General features: G+C 43.4%; 19 protein-coding genes and 1 riboswitch. Of the genes, 9 read left to right on the top strand and 10 right to left on the bottom strand.

Going from position 1 to position 23,093, the window contains the following annotated elements:
- Window positions 1-28 precede the first annotated feature (28 nt).
- Window positions 29-829, top strand: coding sequence for an alpha/beta fold hydrolase (locus HOP38_RS10945; protein ID WP_006074947.1), 801 nt, complete (start codon window positions 29-31; stop codon window positions 827-829).
- Here the strand turns inward: HOP38_RS10945 and HOP38_RS10940 are convergent.
- The 5 genes from HOP38_RS10940 to torD form a co-directional block, all read right to left on the bottom strand.
- On the bottom strand, window positions 807-1,142 hold the full coding sequence (locus HOP38_RS10940; RefSeq protein WP_006074948.1) for a putative signal transducing protein: 336 nt from the start codon (window positions 1,140-1,142) through the stop codon (window positions 807-809). The genes HOP38_RS10945 and HOP38_RS10940 overlap by 23 nt on opposite strands.
- Window positions 1,142-1,825, bottom strand: a complete 684-nt coding sequence (locus tag HOP38_RS10935; RefSeq protein ID WP_006074949.1) for a TVP38/TMEM64 family protein — start codon at window positions 1,823-1,825, stop codon at window positions 1,142-1,144. The genes HOP38_RS10940 and HOP38_RS10935 overlap by 1 nt, the downstream gene beginning before the upstream one ends.
- Before the next feature lie 119 nt (window positions 1,826-1,944).
- Complete coding sequence (locus HOP38_RS10930) at window positions 1,945-2,535, bottom strand: TfoX/Sxy family DNA transformation protein (RefSeq protein ID WP_006074950.1); 591 nt, start codon at window positions 2,533-2,535, stop codon at window positions 1,945-1,947.
- 115 nt (window positions 2,536-2,650) lie between these two features.
- A riboswitch (cyclic di-GMP riboswitch) is annotated at window positions 2,651-2,738 on the bottom strand.
- 179 nt (window positions 2,739-2,917) lie between these two features.
- Window positions 2,918-3,922 (bottom strand): HTH-type transcriptional repressor PurR, encoded by a 1,005-nt coding sequence (gene purR / locus HOP38_RS10925; RefSeq protein WP_006074951.1) that lies wholly within the window; start codon window positions 3,920-3,922, stop codon window positions 2,918-2,920.
- Window positions 3,923-4,224: 302 nt separating this feature from the next.
- On the bottom strand, window positions 4,225-4,878 hold the full coding sequence (gene torD / locus HOP38_RS10920; RefSeq protein ID WP_006074952.1) for a molecular chaperone TorD: 654 nt from the start codon (window positions 4,876-4,878) through the stop codon (window positions 4,225-4,227).
- Window positions 4,879-5,158: 280 nt separating this feature from the next.
- Between torD and torR the strand changes: the two genes are divergently transcribed.
- The gene (gene torR / locus HOP38_RS10915) at window positions 5,159-5,869 is read left to right on the top strand and encodes a two-component system response regulator TorR (protein ID WP_006074953.1); all 711 of its coding nucleotides are present in this window, start codon (window positions 5,159-5,161) and stop codon (window positions 5,867-5,869) included.
- Window positions 5,870-5,980: 111 nt separating this feature from the next.
- Here torR and elyC read toward each other — a convergent pair whose 3' ends face one another.
- Entirely contained in the window at window positions 5,981-6,874 is an 894-nt protein-coding gene (elyC, locus tag HOP38_RS10910; protein WP_006074954.1) for an envelope biogenesis factor ElyC, read from the bottom strand.
- 114 nt (window positions 6,875-6,988) lie between these two features.
- Here elyC and cmoM point away from each other — a divergent pair, with 114 nt between their 5' ends.
- The 4 genes from cmoM to mukB are packed head-to-tail and all read left to right on the top strand — an operon-like array spanning window position 6,989 to window position 14,289.
- Window positions 6,989-7,771, top strand: coding sequence for a tRNA uridine 5-oxyacetic acid(34) methyltransferase CmoM (cmoM, locus tag HOP38_RS10905; RefSeq protein ID WP_038223139.1), 783 nt, complete (start codon window positions 6,989-6,991; stop codon window positions 7,769-7,771).
- An 11-nt stretch (window positions 7,772-7,782) separates the two neighbouring features.
- Complete coding sequence (gene mukF, locus HOP38_RS10900) at window positions 7,783-9,120, top strand: chromosome partition protein MukF (protein WP_006074956.1); 1,338 nt, start codon at window positions 7,783-7,785, stop codon at window positions 9,118-9,120.
- Complete coding sequence (gene mukE, locus HOP38_RS10895; RefSeq protein ID WP_006074957.1) at window positions 9,101-9,844, top strand: chromosome partition protein MukE; 744 nt, start codon at window positions 9,101-9,103, stop codon at window positions 9,842-9,844. Before mukF ends, mukE begins: the two co-directional genes overlap by 20 nt.
- On the top strand, window positions 9,841-14,289 hold the full coding sequence (gene mukB / locus HOP38_RS10890) for a chromosome partition protein MukB (protein ID WP_198558054.1): 4,449 nt from the start codon (window positions 9,841-9,843) through the stop codon (window positions 14,287-14,289). Before mukE ends, mukB begins: the two co-directional genes overlap by 4 nt.
- A 71-nt stretch (window positions 14,290-14,360) precedes the next feature.
- On the opposite strand, the gene rsmS is transcribed toward mukB, so the two are convergent.
- From rsmS to dinG, 4 genes are read right to left on the bottom strand one after another with little or no spacing between them, the layout of a single operon-like run.
- Window positions 14,361-14,519 (bottom strand): pleiotropic regulatory protein RsmS, encoded by a 159-nt coding sequence (rsmS, locus tag HOP38_RS10885; protein WP_038168361.1) that lies wholly within the window; start codon window positions 14,517-14,519, stop codon window positions 14,361-14,363.
- Window positions 14,519-15,034, bottom strand: a complete 516-nt coding sequence (priC, locus tag HOP38_RS10880) for a primosomal replication protein PriC (RefSeq protein ID WP_198558053.1) — start codon at window positions 15,032-15,034, stop codon at window positions 14,519-14,521. Before priC ends, rsmS begins: the two co-directional genes overlap by 1 nt.
- Before the next feature lie 27 nt (window positions 15,035-15,061).
- On the bottom strand, window positions 15,062-15,835 hold the full coding sequence (locus tag HOP38_RS10875) for a sulfite exporter TauE/SafE family protein (protein ID WP_198558052.1): 774 nt from the start codon (window positions 15,833-15,835) through the stop codon (window positions 15,062-15,064).
- A gap of 14 nt (window positions 15,836-15,849) precedes the next feature.
- The gene (gene dinG / locus HOP38_RS10870; protein ID WP_198558051.1) at window positions 15,850-17,925 is read right to left on the bottom strand and encodes an ATP-dependent DNA helicase DinG; all 2,076 of its coding nucleotides are present in this window, start codon (window positions 17,923-17,925) and stop codon (window positions 15,850-15,852) included.
- Between the two features lie 534 nt (window positions 17,926-18,459).
- On the opposite strand from dinG, the gene HOP38_RS10865 reads away from it, so the two are divergent.
- The 3 genes from HOP38_RS10865 (at window position 18,460) to HOP38_RS10855 (ending at window position 22,931) form a co-directional block, all read left to right on the top strand.
- Window positions 18,460-19,515 (top strand): porin, encoded by a 1,056-nt coding sequence (locus tag HOP38_RS10865; protein ID WP_198558050.1) that lies wholly within the window; start codon window positions 18,460-18,462, stop codon window positions 19,513-19,515.
- A 171-nt stretch (window positions 19,516-19,686) separates the two neighbouring features.
- On the top strand, window positions 19,687-20,382 hold the full coding sequence (locus HOP38_RS10860; RefSeq protein WP_236109435.1) for a YccT family protein: 696 nt from the start codon (window positions 19,687-19,689) through the stop codon (window positions 20,380-20,382).
- Between the two features lie 254 nt (window positions 20,383-20,636).
- A complete protein-coding gene (locus HOP38_RS10855) occupies window positions 20,637-22,931 on the top strand; it encodes an efflux RND transporter permease subunit (protein ID WP_242456521.1) in 2,295 nt (764 codons plus the stop codon).
- Window positions 22,932-23,093: the final 162 nt, after the last annotated feature.

Here is a 23,093-nt window from a genome sequence, read left to right as displayed (position 1 = left end):
TTTCGTACTACTAACCAATCCGAGAACTATGTCCGAAAGCCTACTATTTCATAAAACGTATACCCATCCTACAAGTGATGAATGGGTGGTATTTGTGCATGGGGCAGGGGGCAGCTCATCTATATGGTTTAAGCAGATACGAGCTTATCGTGAGCACTTCAACTTACTGTTCATTGATTTGCGTGGACATGGTAAATCAAATCAGTTCTTAAAAGATATCATGGCCAACAAGTACACATTCAAAACGGTAACAATGGATATCGTTCGTGTACTGGACCACCTTAAAATACAATCGGCCCATTTTGTCGGCATGTCTCTTGGTACCATCATCGTGCGCAATATTGCTGAACTGGCAATGCCAAGAGTGCGCTCGATGGTTCTGGGTGGAGCGGTAACGCGCTTTAACACACGTTCACAAATACTGGTAAAAATTGGCAACATGAGTAAGCACATAATCCCTTATATGTGGCTCTACAGCTTATTTGCGTACATTGTGATGCCTCAGAGGGGACAGAAAGAGTCTCGCCACTTGTTTGTTAGAGAAGCTAAGAAACTGTGCCAAAACGAATTTAAGCGTTGGTATCGACTAACTACGGAAGTCAACCCACTGAATCGTTACTTCAAGGAGAGGGAACTACCGATTCCGACCCTGTACCTAATGGGTGAGAAAGACTACATGTTCATCAAGCCGGTGAAAGAAATGGTGGCTGAACATAAGTCCAGCCAACTATTAGAGATTAAAGATTGTGGCCATGTTTGTAATGTCGAGAACCCCGAAGAGTTCAATCGTCACTCAATTGCCTTTATTAAGTCGGTGACACCTCAGTAGGCGCTAACGCTTGGCAACTCCAACAGGCGCCAAACTGCGCTTCATTCACTTCATGACACCTTGGACACACCCAATCCCTTTTTTCCAAATCTGCTTTTAACTGTTCTTGCCACTCGGCTATGATAGCTTTCGCTTTAACATGTTGTTTGTTATCGATTAGCCAGACATAAGGCAAGGTATTTTCATCAAATGGCACTTCACCTCGAAGCGTGTAAACCCCTTCACCTCTAACTTCACAAAGGATTCCTTCATTTTTCAATTGTTGTTGAACGATATGTGCTTCCGTCGGACTATTGCCAATAAAAACCTTCATTATTCTTGTACCTGTGGTGAGCGAGAAATTCGCGCCATAATCCACTTAGCAATCAGTGGAAATAATCCCAACAAGGCAAATGAAGCTAAAACTGCTGGGGAAACGATACCTGACAAACTGTTAATATTGGCGAGCTGTGTACCGGCATTTAAGTAAACCGCAGTTCCAGGCAACATGCCTAGCTGGCTCACTAAATAGTACTTTGACACTTTAATTGGTGTTAAGCCCATTAATAGGTTGATTAAAAAGAACGGAAATACCGGAATCAATCTTAGCGAGAATAGATAAAAAGCCCCGTCCTTTTCTACACCTTTATTGATAGTTTCTAACTTTGAACCGAACTTGCTTTGAACCCAGTCACGCAATAAAAAGCGACTACTCAAAAATGCAATGGTTGCACCAATGGTACTAGCAAAAGAGACAAGAAGAAGGCTGGTCCAAAAGCCAAATAAAGCGGCACCTAGTAACGTAACGACTGCAGCTCCCGGAATTGAGAATGCGGTAATGGCAATATAGGCAAAAAAGTACACTAATGCGGCAGTAACAAAATTCTGACTGATATATTCGCTGAGTGCAGCTTGCTGAGCCTGAGCATTTTCCAGTGTTAAATATTGTCCAAAATTAACACCTAGAATGATAATGACGGCGAGAAGTGCGATTCCGAGTATTAGCTTTTTGCTCATGATGCTGTCCTTGTGACGACTCTGTATTAGTTTAGTAGACAGGGCGTGGATAGATTTACTTTCATCATAAACTAAAAAAATCAGCCGTTAGGCTGATTTTTTGTATAGAGCGATAAGGGCTAGTTTATAAGACTGGCCAATTCTTCTCTTTTATTTTGCGGAATCACGGACCAGTGCGTGCCATTAATGGCACCCTCTAGCGCCCAAAGTAACTCAAGACCTACAGTATTTGAGTGAGTTCGTTGGATTGCTTTAAAAGCCTCCACAGAACCTTGCTCTTGCAGATCGTATACCGATTCAATTCCAGCTTTCTTAAGCATACGCTCAGTAGCCAGTCTTAAATTAGGTAAATCTTTGAGTCGATTGGGTTTTGTTTCCGACTGTTGCACTTTTTCTGTTTTTGCGAACTCTAAGGCAGAGCGAGCATGAGTCAAGATAACATCCTGATCTTGCCAACAGTCCTCAGGGAGTGCGAAATACTTAGTGACAACGGGGAACCCACGCTTCTTATAAACGTATGGCTTGTAGCCAAGTTGCTTAAATTTAGCGATCGTCTGACGGTTAGTTCTGATATGTAATTTGTTATTCACTGCTAATGCAAACATGGTATCGTCAATAAAGATACCAAATCCACCAAACATAGAACGAGACTTAACTCTTCCAAGCTGAGCGAACAATTGCATCGAGTTTTTTAGTATAGGATTGTCCATGCTTATTCTTTTCTCGGTGTTATTGATTGTGTCACCAAAATCAGGTCCGAGAGTATAGCAAACGGGTGTCAGCCTTCTGTTAGCGGTAAACCAAAAGAATGCTAATACCTTTGCCATCGGTAACCCCGCTACCTATCAAATAAATTTGGTTTAGGCCGGTGGCTTTGCGTCCCACCCTTTCAAGTGGTTTGCCCTGTGCGTGACATATTTAGAATAAATGAAAATGACTCACATCTATGACGGTTGTATGGTAAAAGTGTGATATTGCTTCAGATAATCGATTGGGATTTGTGCGGGAGAGTGTGTCGAAACAAACAATAAAGCGTTCAGTTTATTGGATGAGGATCAAAAAAAAGTGCCTAGAAAGGCACTTTTTTCAGGATTATGTGAGTTTTTTGACAGAATCACGTTCTACAATCTCAGGGTGCATTTCGAAAATGCGTTTTTCGTGACCTTTATCTTTGATTCGTTCTAGAAGAATCTCAAACGCATTCTTACCTACACGACGCTTCGGTTGGTGCACTGTTGTCAGTGGTGGAGAGAAATACTCAGCCAATTCGATATTGTCATAACCGATAACGGAAATATCTTCTGGAACTTTTACACCTAATTGTTGCAGGCGACTCATTAAACCGAATGCCATGGTGTCGTTGAAGCAGAATACGGCAGTTGGACGAACTTCCATTGCTGCAATGCGGTTAGCGGCAATCACGGCCGTATCACATTCGAAGTTACCTTCTAAGATTCGGTCATCTTTCATCTCGATACCCGCTTCCGCTAGAGCACGCTGATAGCCGACAATACGCTCTTGGCAAACGGCTTTCTCTAGGTGTCCGCTCAAGCATGCAATGTCAGTATGACCGTTATCGATCAGATATTTAGTTGCGAGATAGCCGCCTTCTTCCGAGTTATCAATGATCTTGTCGGCTTGAGAGCTTTCTGGGCCCCAGTCCATAATCACTTTCGGAATATCTGAATGACGGTCTAGCATTTCTAGTAGCTCTTCAGTTAAGTCGGAGCACATAACCAAAATGCCATCAACACGTTTTTCTGCGAGCATGCGAATATAGTCGCGCTGTTTCTCGTAGACACCACCCGTGTTACATAGGATTAAAGTATAGCCTTGGCGATAGCAGTAGCTTTCAACACCGTCGATGACTTCCGAGAAGAACAAGTTTGTAGATTGAGTGACAAGCATTCCAATCGTTTTGGTCGAGTTACATTTCAAACTACGAGCAACCGCACTTGGTGCATAGTTAAGTTCATCTACCGCTGCCATCACTTTTTCTTGTGTGGCTTCTGCTACAAAACGAGTTTTATTAATTACGTGAGAAACGGTGGTCGTTGAAACGCCAGCCAGACGGGCGACATCTTTGATTGTTGCCATAGCTATATCCTTTTATCGCGGAGTGCTATTAATAGCCAATACCGCTTCGAATTCTGGAAGCCAATATATGGGTTCCTAATAAGTAGTGCATTCTGAATGAAAAAACCGCTTTTCAGCGGTTTGGTTCAACAGTTCGACAGATTATTATTGTGCTTGTTGAATACCAAAGCGGCTTTTGCATTTAAACGGCGGATTGTAGTCTTCCCCATTGATACAAGCAATCACTTATACAACAAATTTATAGATAAGACGCACTTTTGTCTGTAACGGTGAGGGATAAACAGTACGTGCGCCTCAAAATCTTAAGCTTGATCACCTTTTAAGTAATCAAGATCTAGCTTGATGAGTGCTTGAAGTACTGTTGATACCGCAGCGTAAAAACCAAACTCATCGTGCTGCTGACATTTAGTCACGAATTGTGGCACCCAAGTTAGCAGGTGTTGTTCAATAAACTCTGCTTGCTGCTCCATCGCCTCATTCATGTGAGCTTCTGACTCTAACTCGTTGGAACGAATAATGAGGTTCCCGAGAAAATCGAGCTCAATAGCCAAATGATCCGCTGGTTCGTTTAAGTTTTCAGTTACCGCAATATTGTGCTCCGCAAGCAACTCTGACATTACTTGAGCGGGTTTGTCGTTTAACAGACCTGACTCACCAATATATAAAGAAGCATAAGGTAGTGCCCCATGCTTATCTGTTTTCAAAAACAGATCACAAAAATCAGCAGACAACTCAAGTTGGGCATCTTCTCTTACTTGCAGTCTGTTTAGTGCGTCGACCATAGAGGCGATAGGAGCTGATAGTGTTGGGTTTTCACCCAGTCCAGTAAGGAAAGCGCGTATATCTGGGCTTTGATATTTCTCGAGTTCTTCTGTGGTTAGTTCTCTAGCAAAGAGGCTCGAAAGCCACCAGTATAATTCAGCACGTTGTTCGTTAAATGCTTTGATTTCTTGCATTTTCTTATCTCCAAAAGTGTTATCTCTATTTTAGCTAATAAAGATGAACAACAGTAATCATTGATGTGAAAAAAAAAGATGAAAAATGAAGGGTTGTGAAGACGTGGTCATGTGGAACAAGGTTTTCGGATAAATCTCTGTTGCATATCTGAAGTTAAGATTTCTATTTGTTTTGAATCAAGAAAAAGCAAGTTTTCTTCAATTCACGTCAATGTAGGCTAGAATTGTGACTAATTATGAATAGAATGACTCTGTCATTGAAAGATTGAGATAGAAAGACATGAAATATCACGTACTAGTAGTGGAAGATGATGTCGTTACGCGCAGCAAACTAGCGGGTTACTTCGAAAGTGAAGGTTACTTGGTGAGTGAAGCGGAGAGCGGCGAACAAATGCGTCAGATTCTACAGGAAGCCAGCATCGACTTGGTGATGTTAGACATCAACTTGCCGAAAGAAGATGGACTGATGCTAACGCGTGAATTAAGAAGTCAATCGGATATTGGCATCATTCTAGTGACGGGTCGCACAGATAGTATCGACCGTATCGTTGGTTTGGAAATGGGCGCAGATGATTATGTGACGAAACCATTCGAATTGAGGGAACTCCTAGTCCGCGTCAAAAATTTGCTATGGCGTATTTCTCTAGCCAGAAAACAACCTATTATTGAAGAATCGGTGCAGAATGAGAACTTGATTTACTTTGGTGAATGGGTGTTTGACAAGCAACGCCGTTCGCTAAGTAACAATGGAGAGCCAGTAAAACTCACTAAGGCAGAGTACGAACTCTTAGTAGCACTATCGGCATATCCTAACCAGGTACTTAGCCGAGAGCGTATACTTAATATGATTAGCCATCGAGTTGACGCGCCAAACGACCGCACTATTGATGTTTTAATTCGTCGCATGCGTGCGAAGATGGAGCTGGATCCGAAGAACCCACAGATTTTCATTACTGTTCACGGTGAAGGGTATATGTTCGCCGGTGATTAGCTTTCTATTCTGTTGCAATCATGACATAAAGTCCGTTGCAACTAGACTTTTTGAATAGTCGAAAAAAACGCCTCACTTTATAAGTGTGGCGTTTTCTTTTGTGCCTGACTTTTATTGAGCGTTTGCGGCTTCTTGCGGTTCTTCAGGAGCAAGCTGCGCTTCAATGTCTTGCTCAGTGATCTTATCTACACCCTCAGAAGACTCTAACTCAGAAACGGAAGGTAAAAACTCTTGGTTACCTTCGTTAGCCACCCAATCACGAAGGTTTTGCCATATTAACCCCATGGTCTCGTGCCAGTACCGCTCAGTTTGCTCCAAGTAGCGAGATGATGGCGTATATTTCTGCCATGCTTGCTCGATGTCTTTTTGTGCTAGGAAGTTAGTTGGCGCCGGGAGTGGGTTTAAGCCTGCAGCTTCAAATTCGTGCATAGCGCGCTTCATATGGCTAGCTGACGTCACCAAAACCAGCTTCTTATTTTGCACGAATCCAGCAGCTTGTCGGGCTTCTTCCCATGTGTCTTTTGCTGTTTCCAACAAAATGATATCCGGTTTAGCAATACCTAAAGCAAGGGCAACTTTCGCCATGGTTCTAGCGTGACTGACACCGGTACCACCATCATAACCAGATAGAATTAATTTAGCGCCTGGATACATTCTGAGAATCCGGATACCTTCACTTAAGCGCATTAATGAAGCTCGGCTCAGTTCTGAAGTGGGCGGAATTTGGTCGTCGACCACGTGCCCACCACCAAGGACCATCACGTAGTCGATGGTTTCATTAATGGGTAAGAACGCACTGTATTGGCGCTCAAGTGGCATTAACAGGCGGCTAGATAAGGGTTGGAATGAAATAAGAAAAGTCCCACACAGAGACACGAGAATAATCAGGCTTCCTAGTTTACGGCGTGCCGTAAACATGATGAGAACTAAGCCCAAGAAGCCAAGAATTAACATGGCAGGTAAAGGCATTAGTAATGAAGACACAACCTTTTTCAGCTCAAACATAGAATAATAGTCCGAAAAAACACCACTTAACGCTAAAAAAGGGAGTTGCCCCTTTATTCCTGTCACTTATATGACAGAATAGCTGTACAACTGGTTATCTTAACTCAATATACCGTGATGCAAGACCGAAATTTCGACGATATCGCCCACAAATTTGCAAAAAATATTTACGGCTCAGAGAAGGGTGAAATCCGCCAAACTATTGTTTGGGAAGACTTAACCCAAGCTCTCGCTGCGCTGGATGATACAAGAAAAAAACTAGAAGTTTTAGATGCAGGTGGTGGATTAGGGCAAGTTTCGCAACGAATTGCTGAGAGAGGACACAAGATCACATTGTGTGACCTCTCTTCTGAAATGCTCAAGTTGGCCAAGGCAGATGTTGAAAAAAACGGGCTACTCTCGCAATATCGCTGGATACATAGTCCAGTACAGCGTATTGCAGAACATATGAGTCAACCAGTAGACCTGGTGTTGTTTCATGCCGTTATGGAATGGTTAGCTGAACCTAGACCCGCTCTAGAAGCGGTTTTGCAGCAAGTGAAACCTGGTGGTATCGCTTCTGTCATGTTTTACAATCATCATGGATTGGTATTTAAGAACGTCATATGTGGCAATATTCCTCATGTACTTGAAGGCATGCCACATAGAAAAAGATTTAAGCTTCAGCCACAAAAAGGGCTGAAGCCAGAGGAAGTGTATCAATGGATAGAGGATGCGGGATTTGAAATATGTGGCAAATCTGGCATTCGTTCATTCAGTGATTACATTGGCAATATGCAATACATGGGAGACTACACCGCTGAAGATGTTCTAAAAATAGAACAGCAGCTGTGTCGCCAAGAACCCTATCTCTCCATGGGCCGATACATACATGTATGGGCGAGGAAAAAACAATAACAGGAAAGACCATGAGTGATAACACTCTGATTGCAGATGACCGACCGATTGATGAACTTGTCGGCTGGGTCAAACAGCATGATTTTGCATTGAATCTTTCCACTGAACGGTTGGCATTTCTCATATCCATTGCGGTATTGAGTAATGAAAGATTTGATGAAGAACTTGGGGAAGGGGAACTGCATGATGCGTTTAAGATCGTCACCCAACAGTTCGAGCAAACGGGCGAAGCGACCGCGTTTCGTGCCAATAATGCAATTAATGAATTAGTTAAACAGAGGCTGCTAAGTCGTTTTACCAGTGAGGTAAACGATGGCGCGAGCATCTACCGTCTCAGTCCACTTGCGATTGGCATTACGGATTACTACGTCAGGCATCGTGAGTTCTCCAAGCTCAGACTCTCTATTCAGCTTTCAATGGTGGCGGATGAAATGGCGAAAGCCATTCTCGCGGCTCAAGAAGGCGGAACGGTTGGTCACTGGCGCAAGAACGTATTTGGCGTTTTGAAATACTCAGTGGGTGAAATCTTCGACCAGATTGATTTGAACCAACGAGTTATGGATGAACAGCAGCAGTCAGTCAAAGTGCAAATCGCAGAGCTACTCAATAAAGACTGGCGAGAAGCGATCAACAATTGCGAAGCTTTGCTGTCTGAAACCTCCGCGAATCTTCGTGAGCTTCAAGATACTCTGCAAGCAGCTGGGGATGAGCTACAAACTCAAATTCTAGATATCCAAGAGATCGTCTATGGTGACGATGAGCTTGAGTTTGTGGGAGAGGCGCTCTTTGGCTTGCAAATGAAGCTGGATCGAATCATTAGCTGGGGTCAGCAAGCGATCGATTTATGGATTGGTTACGATCGTCACGTACATAAATTTATTCGTACTGCGATCGATATGGATCAAAACCGTGCATTCAGCCAAAGACTTCGCCAGTCAGTAACGGACTACTTTGATGCGCCATGGTATTTAACCTATGCCGACGCAGAAAAACTCACAGATCTTCGTGATGAAGCTTTGGTGCTTCGTAATGACGAAGTGACGGGAGCTGTGCCACTTGAAGTGGAATATGAAGAATTTGAACAAGTGAATGATGAACTAGCCGAACGTATTGGAGACATGCTGAAAGTGCATAAAGAGCAGGGTGCTCCAATTGATTTAGGCATAGTGCTTCGAGATTATCTTGCAGCACACCCATACACTCATCATTTCGATCTCGCAAGAATCGTTGTGGATCAAGCAGTTCGGTTGGGCTACTCCCAATCCGATTACTCAGCCATTCAACCAGATTGGCAAGCTATCAACGATTTTGGTGCAAAGGTACAAGCAAATGTCATCGACAAATATTGACGAATACATGTCAGAAAAACTGGCAAAAGCGATAACAAATCCGCTTTTTCCTGCACTAGATAGTGCACTTCGTGCGGGTAAACACATCTCCTCAGAGGACATGGATAATCACGCCCTTTTGTGTGATTTTGATGTGGAACTGGCGAGTTTCTATCAGCGTTATAACACCGAATTGGTGAAAGCGCCTGAAGGATTCTTCTATTTACGCCCTCGTTCGACCACGTTAATCGGTCGAAGTGTGTTGTCAGAATTAGATATGCTGGTGGGCAAAGTACTGTGCTTTTTGTATTTAAGCCCAGAGCGTCTAGCTCATGAAGGCATCTTTACCAATCAAGAACTGTATGACGAGTTATTGGCACTCGCTGATGAAAAGAAACTGATGCGCCTCGTCACTAATCGCGCAACAGGATCGGATCTCGATAAAGAAAAACTGTTTGAAAAAGTACGTACGTCTTTACGACGTCTACGCCGCCTAGGTATGACGATCTCTATTGGCGATACTGGTAAGTTCCGTATCAGTGAGGCGGTGTTCCGCTTTGGTGCCGACGTTCGGGTTGGTGACGATATGCGTGATGCTCAATTGAGACTAATTCGCGATGGTGAAGCGGTAGCGCATACTCAAGCACCATCACAAGGTAGCTTAATTCCTAACGAAGAAGTGAAAGAGACAGAGTTAACCGAACAATTGGATATTCAGCAAGATGATCAGGAGGCTGACGTATGATTGAAAGAGGTAAGTATCAATCAATGACGATGGTCAACTGGAACGGCTTTTTCGCGCGTACTTTTGACATTGATAGCCTAGTGACCACGTTATCTGGAGGTAACGGTGCGGGCAAATCTACTACAATGGCGTCATTCATCACGGCTCTGATCCCCGACCAAAGCTTGCTTCACTTTAGAAATACGACAGAAGCCGGCAGTTCTCAGGCATCGAGAGACAAAGGCCTATACGGTAAGCTGCAACCAGGTACATGTTACTCGGCACTCGACGTTGTGAACTCACGCAATCAACGAGTCTTGTTCGTGGTTAAATTGCAGCAAGTTGCTGGACGAGATAAAAAAGTCGATATTAAACCGTTTATTATTCAAGGTTTGCCAAGCAGCGTTAAGCCAACCGATATCCTAATTGAAGCAGTGTCTGACAACCATGCTCGTGTCCGCCAAATCAATGAAGTGAAAGATGCGGTCAGCGGTATGGAAGGCGCTCACTTTAAAGCGTTTAATTCTATTGTTGATTATCATGCGCAAATGTTTGAGTTTGGTGTCTTGCCAAAGAAATTGCGCAATAGCAGCGACCGCTCGAAGTTTTATCGCCTGATTGAAGCCTCGCTATATGGTGGTATTTCAAGCGCCATTACTCGCTCGCTTCGTGACTATCTATTGCCTCAAAATGGTGGCGTGAAAAAAGCATTCCAAGATATGGAATCGGCACTGCGCGAAAACCGTTTGACCCTAGAAGCAATCAAAACGACGCAAGCCGACCGCGACCTGTTCAAGCACCTAATCACCGAATCAACGAACTATGTTGCTGCAGATTACATGCGCCATGCCAATGAGCGCCGTAATAAGCTCGAAAGTACAATGGCGATGCGCAATGAGTTGTTTGGCTCAAGACAGACCTTGATTGCACAGAATGAATTGCTCAACAAGGTTCAGCAAGAATTGTCTATGCTTCTCGAAAGCGAATCTGGACTCGAACAAGATTATCAAGGCGCGCAAGATCACTTACTGTTGGTTCAAAATGCTTTGCGCCAACAAGAGAAGATCGAACGTTATCAGGAAGATCTTGAGGAGCTCAACGAGCGTCTTGAAGAGCAAATGATGGTGGTTGAAGAGGCCACCGAACGCAAGTTAGCCGCAGAAGAGCAAGCGACATTCGCTGAAGAAGAAGTGGATAGCTTAAAAACGCAGCTCGCAGATTACCAACAAGCTCTGGACGTGCAACAGACCCGCGCGCTGCAATATCAGCAGGCGGTCCAAGCGTTAGAGAAAGCGCGTGAGCTGCTTGATGATGATGCTCTTGAACAACATGGTGCTGTGACTAAGCTAACCCAGCTGAAAACTGAAGAAGCTGAACGTACTACTCAATTGCTGGAATTTAAGCATAAGCTGGATATGTCTTCTGCTGCGGCGAAGCAGTTTGAACTTGCATTAGAACTCGTCCAGCAAGTTGCAGGCGATGTACCTCGTAATAAAGCAGCAAGCGCAGCGAGACTAGCGTTAAAGCAAGTGGATGAGCAGCGTCAACTGCTAGGCAATGAATCCCAGTTAAGAGCACAGTTCCGCGATACTGAAAAGAATATTGAACGTAAAGAGCAAGCTCAGCAACTGGTTAACGATCTCCATAGTGTTGGCGTCACAATAGCCAATGAGATGGATATTGAGATAGAAGCGGAGCGTCAGCGCGAAAAAGTGCTAGAAGGCGAGCAACGACTTGAGCAGTTACGTGAATCATCAAGTGACGCGAAGCAGCGTGAACAGGAACTCGTTTCTGAAATTAGTAAACTTGAACGTTATGCTCCTCAATGGATTAAGTCATACAATGCGCTAGAAGAGTTAAGAGAGCAAAGTGGCCTGGAACTGACAGATCGAGCGGATGTTATCAGCTCAATGCAAGAAGTGAATGATAACGAACGTAAGACCTCATTTGAGCGCGACTCACTAGCGAAACGTCGTGAAGAACTTGATCTTGAGATTGAACGTCTTGCGTCTCCGGGTGGTTCAAATGATCCACGCTTGAAAGGCTTGGCAGATACATTGGGTGGCGTGCTTCTCTCTGAGATTTACGATGACATTACTATTGATGATGCGCCGTACTTTAGCGCAATGTATGGTCCTGCTCGTCATGCGATTGTAGTGTCAAACCTTGACGGAATTAAAGAAAAGCTGGTAGAGCTTGATGACTGCCCTGAAGATCTGTACATCATCGAAGGCGACATCGATGCATTTGATGATAGTTCATTTGATGCTGACGAATTAGATGGTGCAGTGTGCGTACAGCTTAATGAAAGACAGTTACGTTACTCGCGTTTTCCGAAGATCCCTCTATTTGGCCGAGCGGCGCGTGAACAGCGTTTGGAGTTACTGCGTGAACAACGTGAAGAGACCGTTGAAAAACACGCGAAAGCGGCGTTTGATGCTCAAAAGCTGCAACGTCTATACCAAGCATTCAATGCTTTCGCAGCACAGCATATGCAGTTAGCATTTGAATCCGACCCTGAAGTACAGCTAGCGCGTCTGCGTGAGCAACGAAGTGCTGTAACTCGCGAGCTAAGCGATCACAAACAACGTGAACAGCAGATCAACGCGCAGCTGGTGGCGACAAAACAATCCGTTGGTTTACTTGACCGATTGGCGATTTCATCAAATGTCTTGTTTGATGAGACATTGGTTGAGCGATTTGCAGAGCTGCAATCGCAAATGGAACAGCTAACCTCAGCGAAAGCGTATGTTAATCAACATGGTTCTGCATTAGAAAAACTATCTAGTGTAGTCAATGCGTTGGATAGTGACCCTGAACAGTTTGAAGCGTTAACGGAGCAATACCAATCTGCGGACAAAAATCTACAAGCATTAAAAGCTCAGATCTTTGCTGTTGCCGATTTGGCTGAGCGTCGTCCTTACTTTGCTTATGCTGATTCCATAAATATGTTGAATCAAAGTAGTGAACTTAGTGAGCAACTTAAAACGAAGTTGGTGCAAGCTGAATCAACGCGTGCTCGTTTGCGCGAAGGCTTAAAGCAAGTTCAGGAGCAAGCCAACCAATACAACCAAGTATTGGCATCTCTAAAGAGCTCACATCAAGCTAAACTGGAGACGGTTCAAGAGTTTAGATCAGAGCTTCAGGAATACGGTATTGTCCCTGATGAGTCTGCATTGGAACGCGCAGAGCAGCGTCGTAATGAGCTTCAGTTAGCGTTGCAAACATCTCGTACTCGTAAGAGCGAGTACGAGAAAACCATGACGTCCACTGAACTTGAAATGAAAGGTTTGGCGAAACGTCTGAAAAAGGTTCAGAAAGAGTACGTTGAGTTACGTACTTATGTGGTAGCAGCAAAAGCGGGATGGTGCAGCGTATTACGTCTAGCCAAAGCTAATGACGTAGAACGTCGATTACACAAACGTGAACTCGCCTACATGAGTGCTGGTGAATTGCGTTCAATGTCGGATAAGTCACTGGGTGCACTGCGTTTGGCAGTTGCTGATAATGAAGACTTGCGTGATTCACTGCGTCAGTCGGAAGATACTTCAAAACCAGAACGCAAAGTCCTGTTCTATATCGCTGTATATCAACATCTAAGAGAGCGCATCCGTCAGGATATCATCCGCACCGATGATCCTGTTGAAGCTATTGAAGAGATGGAAGTAGAGCTGGCCCGCTTGACCGAAGAACTGACGCAACGCGAAAACCGTTTGGCTATTAGTTCGGAATCAGTATCAAGCATCATCAAGAAAACGATTCAGCGTGAGCAGAATCGAATTCGTATGCTTAACCAAGGTTTATCGAATATTCATTTTGGTCAGGTGAAAGGCGTAAGACTTAATGTCAAGATTCGTGAGAGCCATGAGCAATTGTTAGTAGCTCTAACGGCTGAGCACAAAGACTTGTTCGAGACAACGCGTTATACCTTCTCTGAAGCGATGGCCAAGTTGTTCCAGCGTGTTAACCCACATATCGATATGGGGCAACGCTCTCCGCAAGTATTGGGTGAAGAGTTACTAGACTATAGAAACTATCTTGAGCTCAGTGTCGAGGTTAACCGTGGTTCTGATGGCTGGTTACAGGCAGAATCGGGCGCACTATCGACAGGTGAAGCCATCGGTACAGGTCAGTCAATTCTGTTAATGGTAGTGCAGAGCTGGGAAGAAGAATCGCGTCGTTTACGCAGCAAAGATATCTTGCCTTGTCGTTTACTGTTCCTGGATGAGGCTGCGCGTCTTGATGCTAAATCCATCGCGACATTGTTTGAACTTTGTGACCGCCAAGGGATGCAGCTACTCATAGCCGCACCGGAGAACATTAGTCCAGAAAAAGGGACGACGTACAAATTAGTGCGTAAAGTGTTCAAAGATCACGAGCATGTTCATGTTGTCGGTCTTCGCGGTTTTGGTGAGAATAAACGATTAGATGACGCTGAAAAGTTAGTTGAACAAGCAACAGCGTAAAGAAAAACCAAAAAGCCTTCTTGTTAGAAGGCTTTTTTTACGGCTTATGAAGTTTGGGTAGAGATTTTGGCCTAAGAGTTCTCCGCTTTTCTTAATAGATCGCTTTTCACGATTTCTAGCGCCTTGAGTGCCACTTTAGGATCAATCTCATTACTTTCCAGTAGAAAGATGAGATCAACGGCAAGTTTGATTTCTTCAGGTGCGTTATCGAGCCCAGATTCAGAAGACATTATATAAACCTCATCTTTTGATTGATGGTGTGCTGAATCGCATTCATAGCATTGCGGCAGCGTTGTAAACGTTGTTCGGTCGAGATAAGTTGTAGTTTGGTAGTTTGATCATCTATCAGGCACTGTTCTTGTTGCCTCACAAGAGTGCACAACTTTTGTTCCCAAACTTGATGTTGTTTAAGATCAGCCCTCAGTTGTTCGAGGGACTTGCATTCTAAAGCAGTATCAGTGTGTGTATTAGCAATGAGCAAGACTCGCTCAATCGCTTCAAGCTGCTCGGTAAACTTTGTCACCCAAATCTCTGAAGAAGAGCCGCTAATAGCTTGTTTACTCAATGTGATGATTTTATCTAAGTTTCGCTCGGCTTCTATAACGCAAGGTTGAAGCTGTAAGTTGGAAGCGGAGAAAAGGTGTTCATCAAAGAGTGGCTTTTTATGACCACGATTTTGAAAATCAAATTCTTGAGCATCTTGATGGAGTTGTTTTAGTCGAGCTTTAACTTCTGACAATTTCATTGCAGCTCCCCTTTCTCTTCTATCAAATTATAACCAAGCATCATACGCTAGTTTGATGGCCAGAATGCTTACCACGGTAACAAAGATAGGTCGAATGAACTTGGCACCAAATCGAATAGCGGAATGTGCGCCGATATAAGCACCAGCCATTAAGCACAGTCCCATGGTTAAGCCCAAGACCCAATTAATATGGCCCAATACCGCGAACGTTATCAGTGAGGTAAAGTTACTGGTGAAGTTCATAGCTTTTGAGAGACCGGAAGCGAATAAAATGTTCAGCCTGTATAAAGCCATTGAACTGACTGTCCAGAATGCACCAGTACCGGGACCCGCAACACCGTCGTAAAAGCCTAAAGACAGTCCTTGCAAGTACTGCTTTCGATTAAACTTTGGACAGCCCACATGAACCTTGTTCTGTTCATCGCCTTGAGGTGCTTTTTGAAATACCGTGTAGAGCGCTGCAGCAAGAATAATAAGAGGTAGGATCTTCTCTAACCATTCGGTGCTGATCATATCAACAACGAGAGTACCAATAGTCGCGCCGATGAGGGTCGCAATAAAAGCACGATACCAGCATTCAGGGCTAAATAACCTTTTGCGATAGTACGTAAATGCCGCGGTAGATGAAGCGAACGTAGCTGCCAGTTTGTTGGTACCAAGTGCTATGTGTGGGGGAAGTCCTAGCGATAGCAGCGCAGGTACCGTTAGCATTCCACCACCACCTGCGACCGCGTCAATAAAGCCAGCAGCAAAGGCGACAAGCGCCAAAACAACCAACATGCTAGGTTCGATAAATTCCATCGAGATTTGAGACCTTAGTATTCTATTGTTCTTTTAAAAGGGGGTAGGGAATCGAGCAGAGACTTGCCATACCTTTTTGTGACGATTCGCCTATCGAGAATATAGAGAGTTCCACAGTCTCTTTCTTTACGTAGCAAACGGCCTGCAGATTGTATCAGTTTTTTACTCGCCTCTGGAACTGTAATCTGAAGAAACGGATTGCCACCTTTGCTCTCTATATATTCGGCGTGTGCTTGCTCGATGGGAGATGTGGGCACCGCAAAAGGTATTTTAGTGATAATCAAGTTCTCTAGTAGCTCCCCTGGTAAGTCTAGCCCTTCGGAAAAGCTTCCTGTTCCAAAAAGCACACTGGTTTTTTGACATTGAGTCAGTGTTTTATGTTTATTTAGAATTTCTGTACGTGATTTCTCGCCTTGAATCTGCAGATGCCAACCTTTTAGAGCGAATTTCGATCGCACCTCATCGGCAACTTTATTCATTTGCCAATAAGAGGAAAACAGCACCAAATTACTTTTGCCGTCCTGAATAAAGTCGAACAGCTTCTCCGTCAACTCTTCTGTAAATTGAGGAACCTGCGGTTCATTACGCATTTTGGGCACAACAAGCTCTGCTTGTTCTGCATAATTAAAAGGTGACGCTAAAGCTAAAAATTGAACGCCATCTTCAGATTTCTGACTGATACCTGCTTGGTTACAGAAAAAAGCGAAGGAATTGAGCGCACGCATCGTCGCTGAGACGAGGACGGCGCCTACGCATCGGGACCAAAGTTGTTGATCTAGTTGCCAACCTACTTCAAGAGGAGCGACACTTATAACGTGGTCACCCTCACGCTCTTTGCTTTTTTCTACCCAGCGTGCCAATGGTGCACCTTTCTCTTTTTTAGGTTCAGCCATGAGTCGCCATACCGCAGCTAGATTATCAAATCGTTGAATATAGAAACCCAATTCGGCTAAAGCGGGTTCGGCTAGTTTTCCTGAAACCTCTCCGTCTTTGAGTCTTTCTGAAATGAGGTCAGCGATTTTGGCTGATGCTTGTGCGCCTTTTTGAGAAAACTGTTTGAGTGCTTTAGACTGTTCTTCTAGCCAACTGGGTAACTCACCATTCTCGAAACGACAGCTTTCTTCTTCAAATGGAAGACCTGAGCAATAAGTGTTGACCTCGTTTAATAATGGGATTAATTGTTGTATGGAATCCTGCAGTTCGTTGCGAAAGCGACCAACCCGCTTCTCATCAGCTAAACCAGAGAACTTACTCGCAGACTGATCCAATCTTTCTAACCAAGAGGAGGCACCCTTTAAAGTAGCCGCAGCGGATGCATGGTCTCGAGCTACGTGCGGTAGATGGTGAGCCTCATCGAAGATAAAAATGGTATTTTCGGGATCTGGGAGGATGACGCCGCCGCCAAGGTCTGCGTCCGCCATTACCAAGCTATGGTTGGCAATAATGACATCATTTTTATCCAGTTCAGATCGCGCTTTAGCGAAAGGGCATCCTCGGTGAGCTGGTAAACTGTTATTGCAGCTATGCTTCTCACTGACTATCGTTTGCCAAATGACATCATCAATGGGCTTCGGCCAGGAGTCTCTGTCTCCGTCCCATTTACCTTGAGCTAGCCTCTCGTACATGAGTTGAAGCTGTTCGATATCAGATTTTTTAGGCTTACTTTCAAACATGGCCAATTGACCACCATCGGCACCGCATGCCACGGCCAATTTCTCGGCGCAGCAATAACGCTGTCTTCCTTTAGCAATAATAAAAGAGAAGTTTTGATCGGTAATACGTCGGAACAGTGGCAAGTCTTTATCAAGAAGCTGTTCTTGCAAGGCAACTGTTGCGGTAGAAATAACCACCTTACGATTATTTTGAACGGCAACAGGTATAGCTGCCATTAAATAAGACAGACTTTTTCCAATCCCAGTACCTGCTTCTGCAACAATCATACGAGTTGATTTGTGATACTGGCCACAAAGTGTTTTAGCGATCTCTGAAACAAGATAGTTCTGAGCTCGACGCGGAACAAAGTTTTCTAGCTGATTCTGAAGGTTTTGATAACTCTGGCGAATGGATTGTTGGATTTTACTGGTAAGCATAAACAGCCCTAATTTGACGACGAGCGAGTGTAGCACACTTTAGCTAGTGAAAAATATGTTCAAAAACAGTCGCATCTAGTGTGGGTATTTAGATCAAAGTCACAAAAAATAAGTGAACTTTCATACTAGGTTATATTTTTCGCATGATAAAAAATATAAAACGCCAAAAAACCCATTTGTAACGAATAAAATTCTATTAAGTGTTTGTAATGTGCACTATTTATAGAATTATATTTATGATTGTTACCTAAAAACAAGACTGGAGTTGCAATTGAAAGGTGTTCAAAAAATTTGCGATACATCACTAATAAATTTGTAACTCATTGATTTTTTTGGTTTTACATATATTTATTTATTTCGTTTAGAGTGTTTGACATTGTCTGATAACTTTTGCATTCTTGGTTTCGAGATTTAAAGACGCTGAATCAACCAAAGGACAAAAGGTTGTCGTTCTGAAGGAAGGTTTAGACGTCACATATATTAAAAAAGGGAACCGAAAAGGAATTCCCATCTAAGAAAAGGCAGTGGATTATCATGAAAAAAACTCTAGTAGCTCTAGCTGTACTAGCAGCGGGTTCTGCGCAAGCAGGTATCGAAATCTATAACGAAAACAAAGTTACTGTTAACCTAAAAGGTGACATTGAAGTTGTTTACTTGAAAGATGTGACTGATGGCGCTGAATTCCAACAGCAGATTCAAGACGCAGACTTTGGTTTTGATACTCGCTACGCAATCAACGATGACCTTCAGTTTGGTGCATATTGGGAATTTGATGGCGCAAACGACAGTGTAACTAAAGGCACAAGCAAAACAGTTGAAGCTGGTAACACTTACGTAGGTGTTTATTCTCAAGCAGCTGGTTCTTTGATCGTTGGTCGTCTTGACTCAGTCCTAGATGATGCAGGTATTGGCTCAGATTACCAATTTGGTGTGAACTCTTTCTTCTCTAAAGGTTCTCCATTTGGAGCTGACGAGTCGGTTCGTTACGACCTTGATAAAGGCATGTTTTATGGTGCTTTAGCGTATAAGCAAGACAAAAACGGCAACGCAAGTCTTGGTAAAGACGGTTACATGTTCGATGGTAAAGTTGGTGTACGTGTAGCTGATTTTGACTTTACAGGTTTCTACGGCAATGCAGATTTCTCTGGAGATGATGCACGTCTAGGTGGTTCAGAAACTAAACTTGAAGGTAAAGAAACTCTTTACGCAGTAGAAGGTCGTTGGGCTGGTGTTGAAAATCTAAACCTAGAACTAGGTTACTACAACATGAAGCTAGATCCTACTGGTGATGAGTCACTTACACGTCAAACTTACGCGTTTGCTGCAGACTACACTATCAATCAAATTATCATCGCAGCAGGTGTGAGCCAATCTAAGTATGATGAAGACCTATCTGATGGTACTGCTAACGGCACATGGGATACACAAACTAACTGGTTTGTTAACGCTGGTTATCTTGTAGCTCCAGGTGCGACTGTTTATGCTGAAGTTGGTGGTAACGATGGTTACTCGAACCTAGGTACTACAGCTGCCCCAGACATCAAGCAAAATGGTACAGGTTTCGCAGTTGGTGTTAAAGCTGAATTCTAATAGCTGAAACTAAAATCTTATATATTGAAAGAGCCACCTAACGGTGGCTCTTTTTTATGCGGGGAATCAACATTTTATGGCCAAATATTCTTAAATATGGCTATTTTAGTACAAAAATCTGTGGCATTCTAAAGCCATAGCCCAATTGTATTTTGTAAGGGAGTAGGGTCTGTGAAAAAAAGTATGGTGGTCGCGTTAGTTGCTCTTTGCTATTCATTTTCAGTCAGTGCAGCGACACTCATTCCGTTGAAAGGTGTCTCAGTTTTTTTCATTAATGGTCAGGAAGCGGATAATAGAATCGGGGAAAACGAGCTGGTACCCGGAGAAAACCAAGTCGTCGTTAGAATGGATAAAAAGGTGGGTAAGGGAGGCAGTGCAAGTGTATATACTTCTGCTCCTTACGTTATCACATTCAATGTTTCTGGTGATGAAGTAAAAATCAATCATCCGGTTGCCAGAAGTGAGCAAGAGGCAAAAGCCGCATTTAGAACAGATCAACCTGCCTGGCGCATCACACAAGACGGCAGTACCCTTTCCTATTCCCAAGAGAAACTTCAAGCACAAAGCGGTTTCTTACCTTATATGAAAATGGATGAGCTGATTGCAGCACACAATGCTGAAAGAGGTATTGTCTTCGATAATGGTCAAATGACTAAGGCGGAACAAGCTGCTACAGCAACCATAGTGACAACAGCTGCGGTAGCAACTTCTAAGGATGTTACTGCTGTAAATAATAACGTTCCGAAAACTACAGTAAAAGCTGAACCGACAAAAGCAGAAAATGTCGAGCAGCTGAAAGCTTGGTACCTTAAGGCCTCAAAAGAAGAACGTAAAGAATTCCGCAAGTGGATGATTGATCAGGAATAATCACTTCATGTGATGAATATTACAAAAAGGAGGCGTCTGCCTCCTTTTTTTATTAGTCGGGTCTGACAGGAAGTTAACCAACGTTTAGTGATTTTAGGCTATCATTGCTTTAACTAACGTTTGTCTCAAATCTTACTGTGAACCGATTTATCTCTCATATTCTACGCTTTCCTAAACTAACACTTTTTCTCGTCCTTTCTCTGACCGCCCTTTGTGCTTGGTATGGTCAACAACATTTTAAAATGAACGCGGATTTGTCTTCTCTAGTAAAACAAGAGGGGCAATGGGTTGAGAATTTAGCAACGTTAGATCGCACGTTCCCTGATACTGGGAATGTCGTATTGCTTATTACTAGTAGTAGCGACCCGCAGTTAAAGCAGCATGTTGACGATTTATCGGGCGCTTTAGCAAAAGAGGCTTTGTTTAAAGACGTATTCGCGCCAAGCTCACTGTCTTGGTTTGAACAATACTCGCTGGGCTTCTTTTCAGATACAGAATTTCAACGTTTATTAGAGACAGCACAGGATGAAATTGCCCCCGCAGCTCAAGCAGCAAGATCACGAAACATTAACCAATACTTTGGCTCCCTCGATAAGCAAGATCAAGCATCCCTTGGACCTCTGCTGTCAGCGATTGATAGCAAAGTAGTGGATTGGCAACAATTATTAAAAACTAACATAGAGCTACCTAAAGCGTTTGCTATTACGATAGTGGCTCAGCCTAACGAGACAGTAAAAGAGCCCAATAGGGCGATAATAGAAACTATTCACCGTGTTATCGAATCTCAGAATTTACCGAATGACATCAAAGTCCAAATTACTGGCCAAGCAGCCTTAGACTTTGATGAAATCGCCGATGCGAACAACAGTATTACTATTGCTGGGTCTGCGTCTTTGTTAGGTTTGGTTCTAATACTAGCTATTGGCATTCGCTCTCTACGTGTCATTCTTGCTTGCTATGTAACAGTACTAGTCGGCTTAGTATGGACATTTGCGGCAGGTCTATTTGTTGTTGGTTCTTACAATACGATATCCATCGTATTTATGGTTATGTTTATCGGTTTAGCCGTCGATTTTTCCATTCACCTCTGTTTGCATATTCATGAACTGAGAACGAGAGGTGATAGTAGTGTGACAAGTTTGAAAGAGGCAGCAGCCCATTCCATTAGACCGCTTACACTGTGTGCTTTATCTTCGGCCCTAGGGTTCTTAAGCTTCTATCCTACTAGTTACACTGGTTTAGGTGAATTGGGCATTATATCTGCGTTGGGTATGATTTTAGGTCTAGCCGCCACGTTTATCATTATACCGTTGTTCTTCACTTTGTTTGGGTATCCAACCGTGAAGCACCAAGTGGATACTCACCGATTTGTATGGTTTGGAAAAAAACTGAATGAAAACAAAAAGCTGGTAGTCGCAGCTTCATGCCTTCTTGCTGTCGGTATGGGGTATGGTGCAACACAATTTAAATTCGACTTCTCGACATTGGTTCTTAAAAACCCTAATTCCGAGTCGGTGGCGGGCTTAAATGCACTTCAGCAACACGGTCTTGGTTCGAGTTACCAATTGTATGCTATAGCAAAGGATCAGCAAGAAGCTCAGCAGTGGAAAAAAAGGCTATTGAATCAGACGAGCGTTCAAGACGTAACAATTGCGAGTGATTTTATACCTAATAATATCGAACAGCGATACTCACAACTAAACAATGCTATAAATGCTCAGTCAGTCGACGAACCAATGGATTATGCCGAATTTAGACAGTCTGCATTGTCAAAACATTGGGTTGATGCTGAGAAATTACCTACAAATATTGACACCCAGAAAGTGACAATGGACCTCTTTGAAAACCTTTCATCACTTGCGAATAATCCAGAAGCTAAGCTTGTCGCTCCGACAGTCAGTCAGTTACCAAAATCACTTCAACAACGCTACATTGCTAATAGTGGAGAGTGGTTGGTTGCCGTTACTCCCAAGGGAGATATGACAAATGTTCATGAATTAGAACAGTTTATCTCCCAGGTGAAAAAAATCGCTTCTAATGCAACAGGACGTGCAGTAGCAGAGCAAGAAGTTGGAAGCATTATTGTCCAAGCGTTTCAAGCCGCCATCTTGATGTCGGTATTTGGTATTGCACTGATTTTGATTTGGACAGTAGACAAGAAGCGTGATGTTATTTTGATCTTTATTCCGCTTGGCCTAGCTGCAATCACCACTTTAGGCATGATGCATTGGTTTAATCTATCAATGAACATGGCCAATATTATTGTCATCCCTTTGATATTTGGATTGGGAGTCGATAATGGTATTCACATCGTTAAGCGTTTTAGAGCCGTTAGAAACATCGATGCTTTCTTTAAAACCTCTACACCTAAAGCGTCCTTGATTAGTTGCCTAACGACACTCGCCACGTTTGGAGCGCTAATCGTCGCAGAACATAGAGGGATGCATTCTATTGGCTTAGTGCTAACCATCGCACTTAGCTGCATCTTGGTATTTAGTTTGGTTTTACTACCGGTATTACTGGAACTAACAAAGAAAAAAGCGACATAATCGGCGCAAAGACAAGGCCAAAGCCAAAAAGGTGGTCATCCCTGCGCAGGCAGGGATCTACTTAAAGCGCGCATTCAGTGCCGTTGCAACAAGACCCCAGCCTTCGTAGGTAATCAATCACCTGAAGCGACCCTAGCGAAGAAGCAATGTCATTCCTGCGCA

This window comes from Vibrio mediterranei (genome assembly GCF_013364395.1).
GTDB lineage: Bacteria > Pseudomonadota > Gammaproteobacteria > Enterobacterales > Vibrionaceae > Vibrio > Vibrio mediterranei.
The sequence above is the reverse complement of the archived record's forward strand: the minus strand, read 5'-3'. Positions and strand labels throughout refer to the sequence as shown.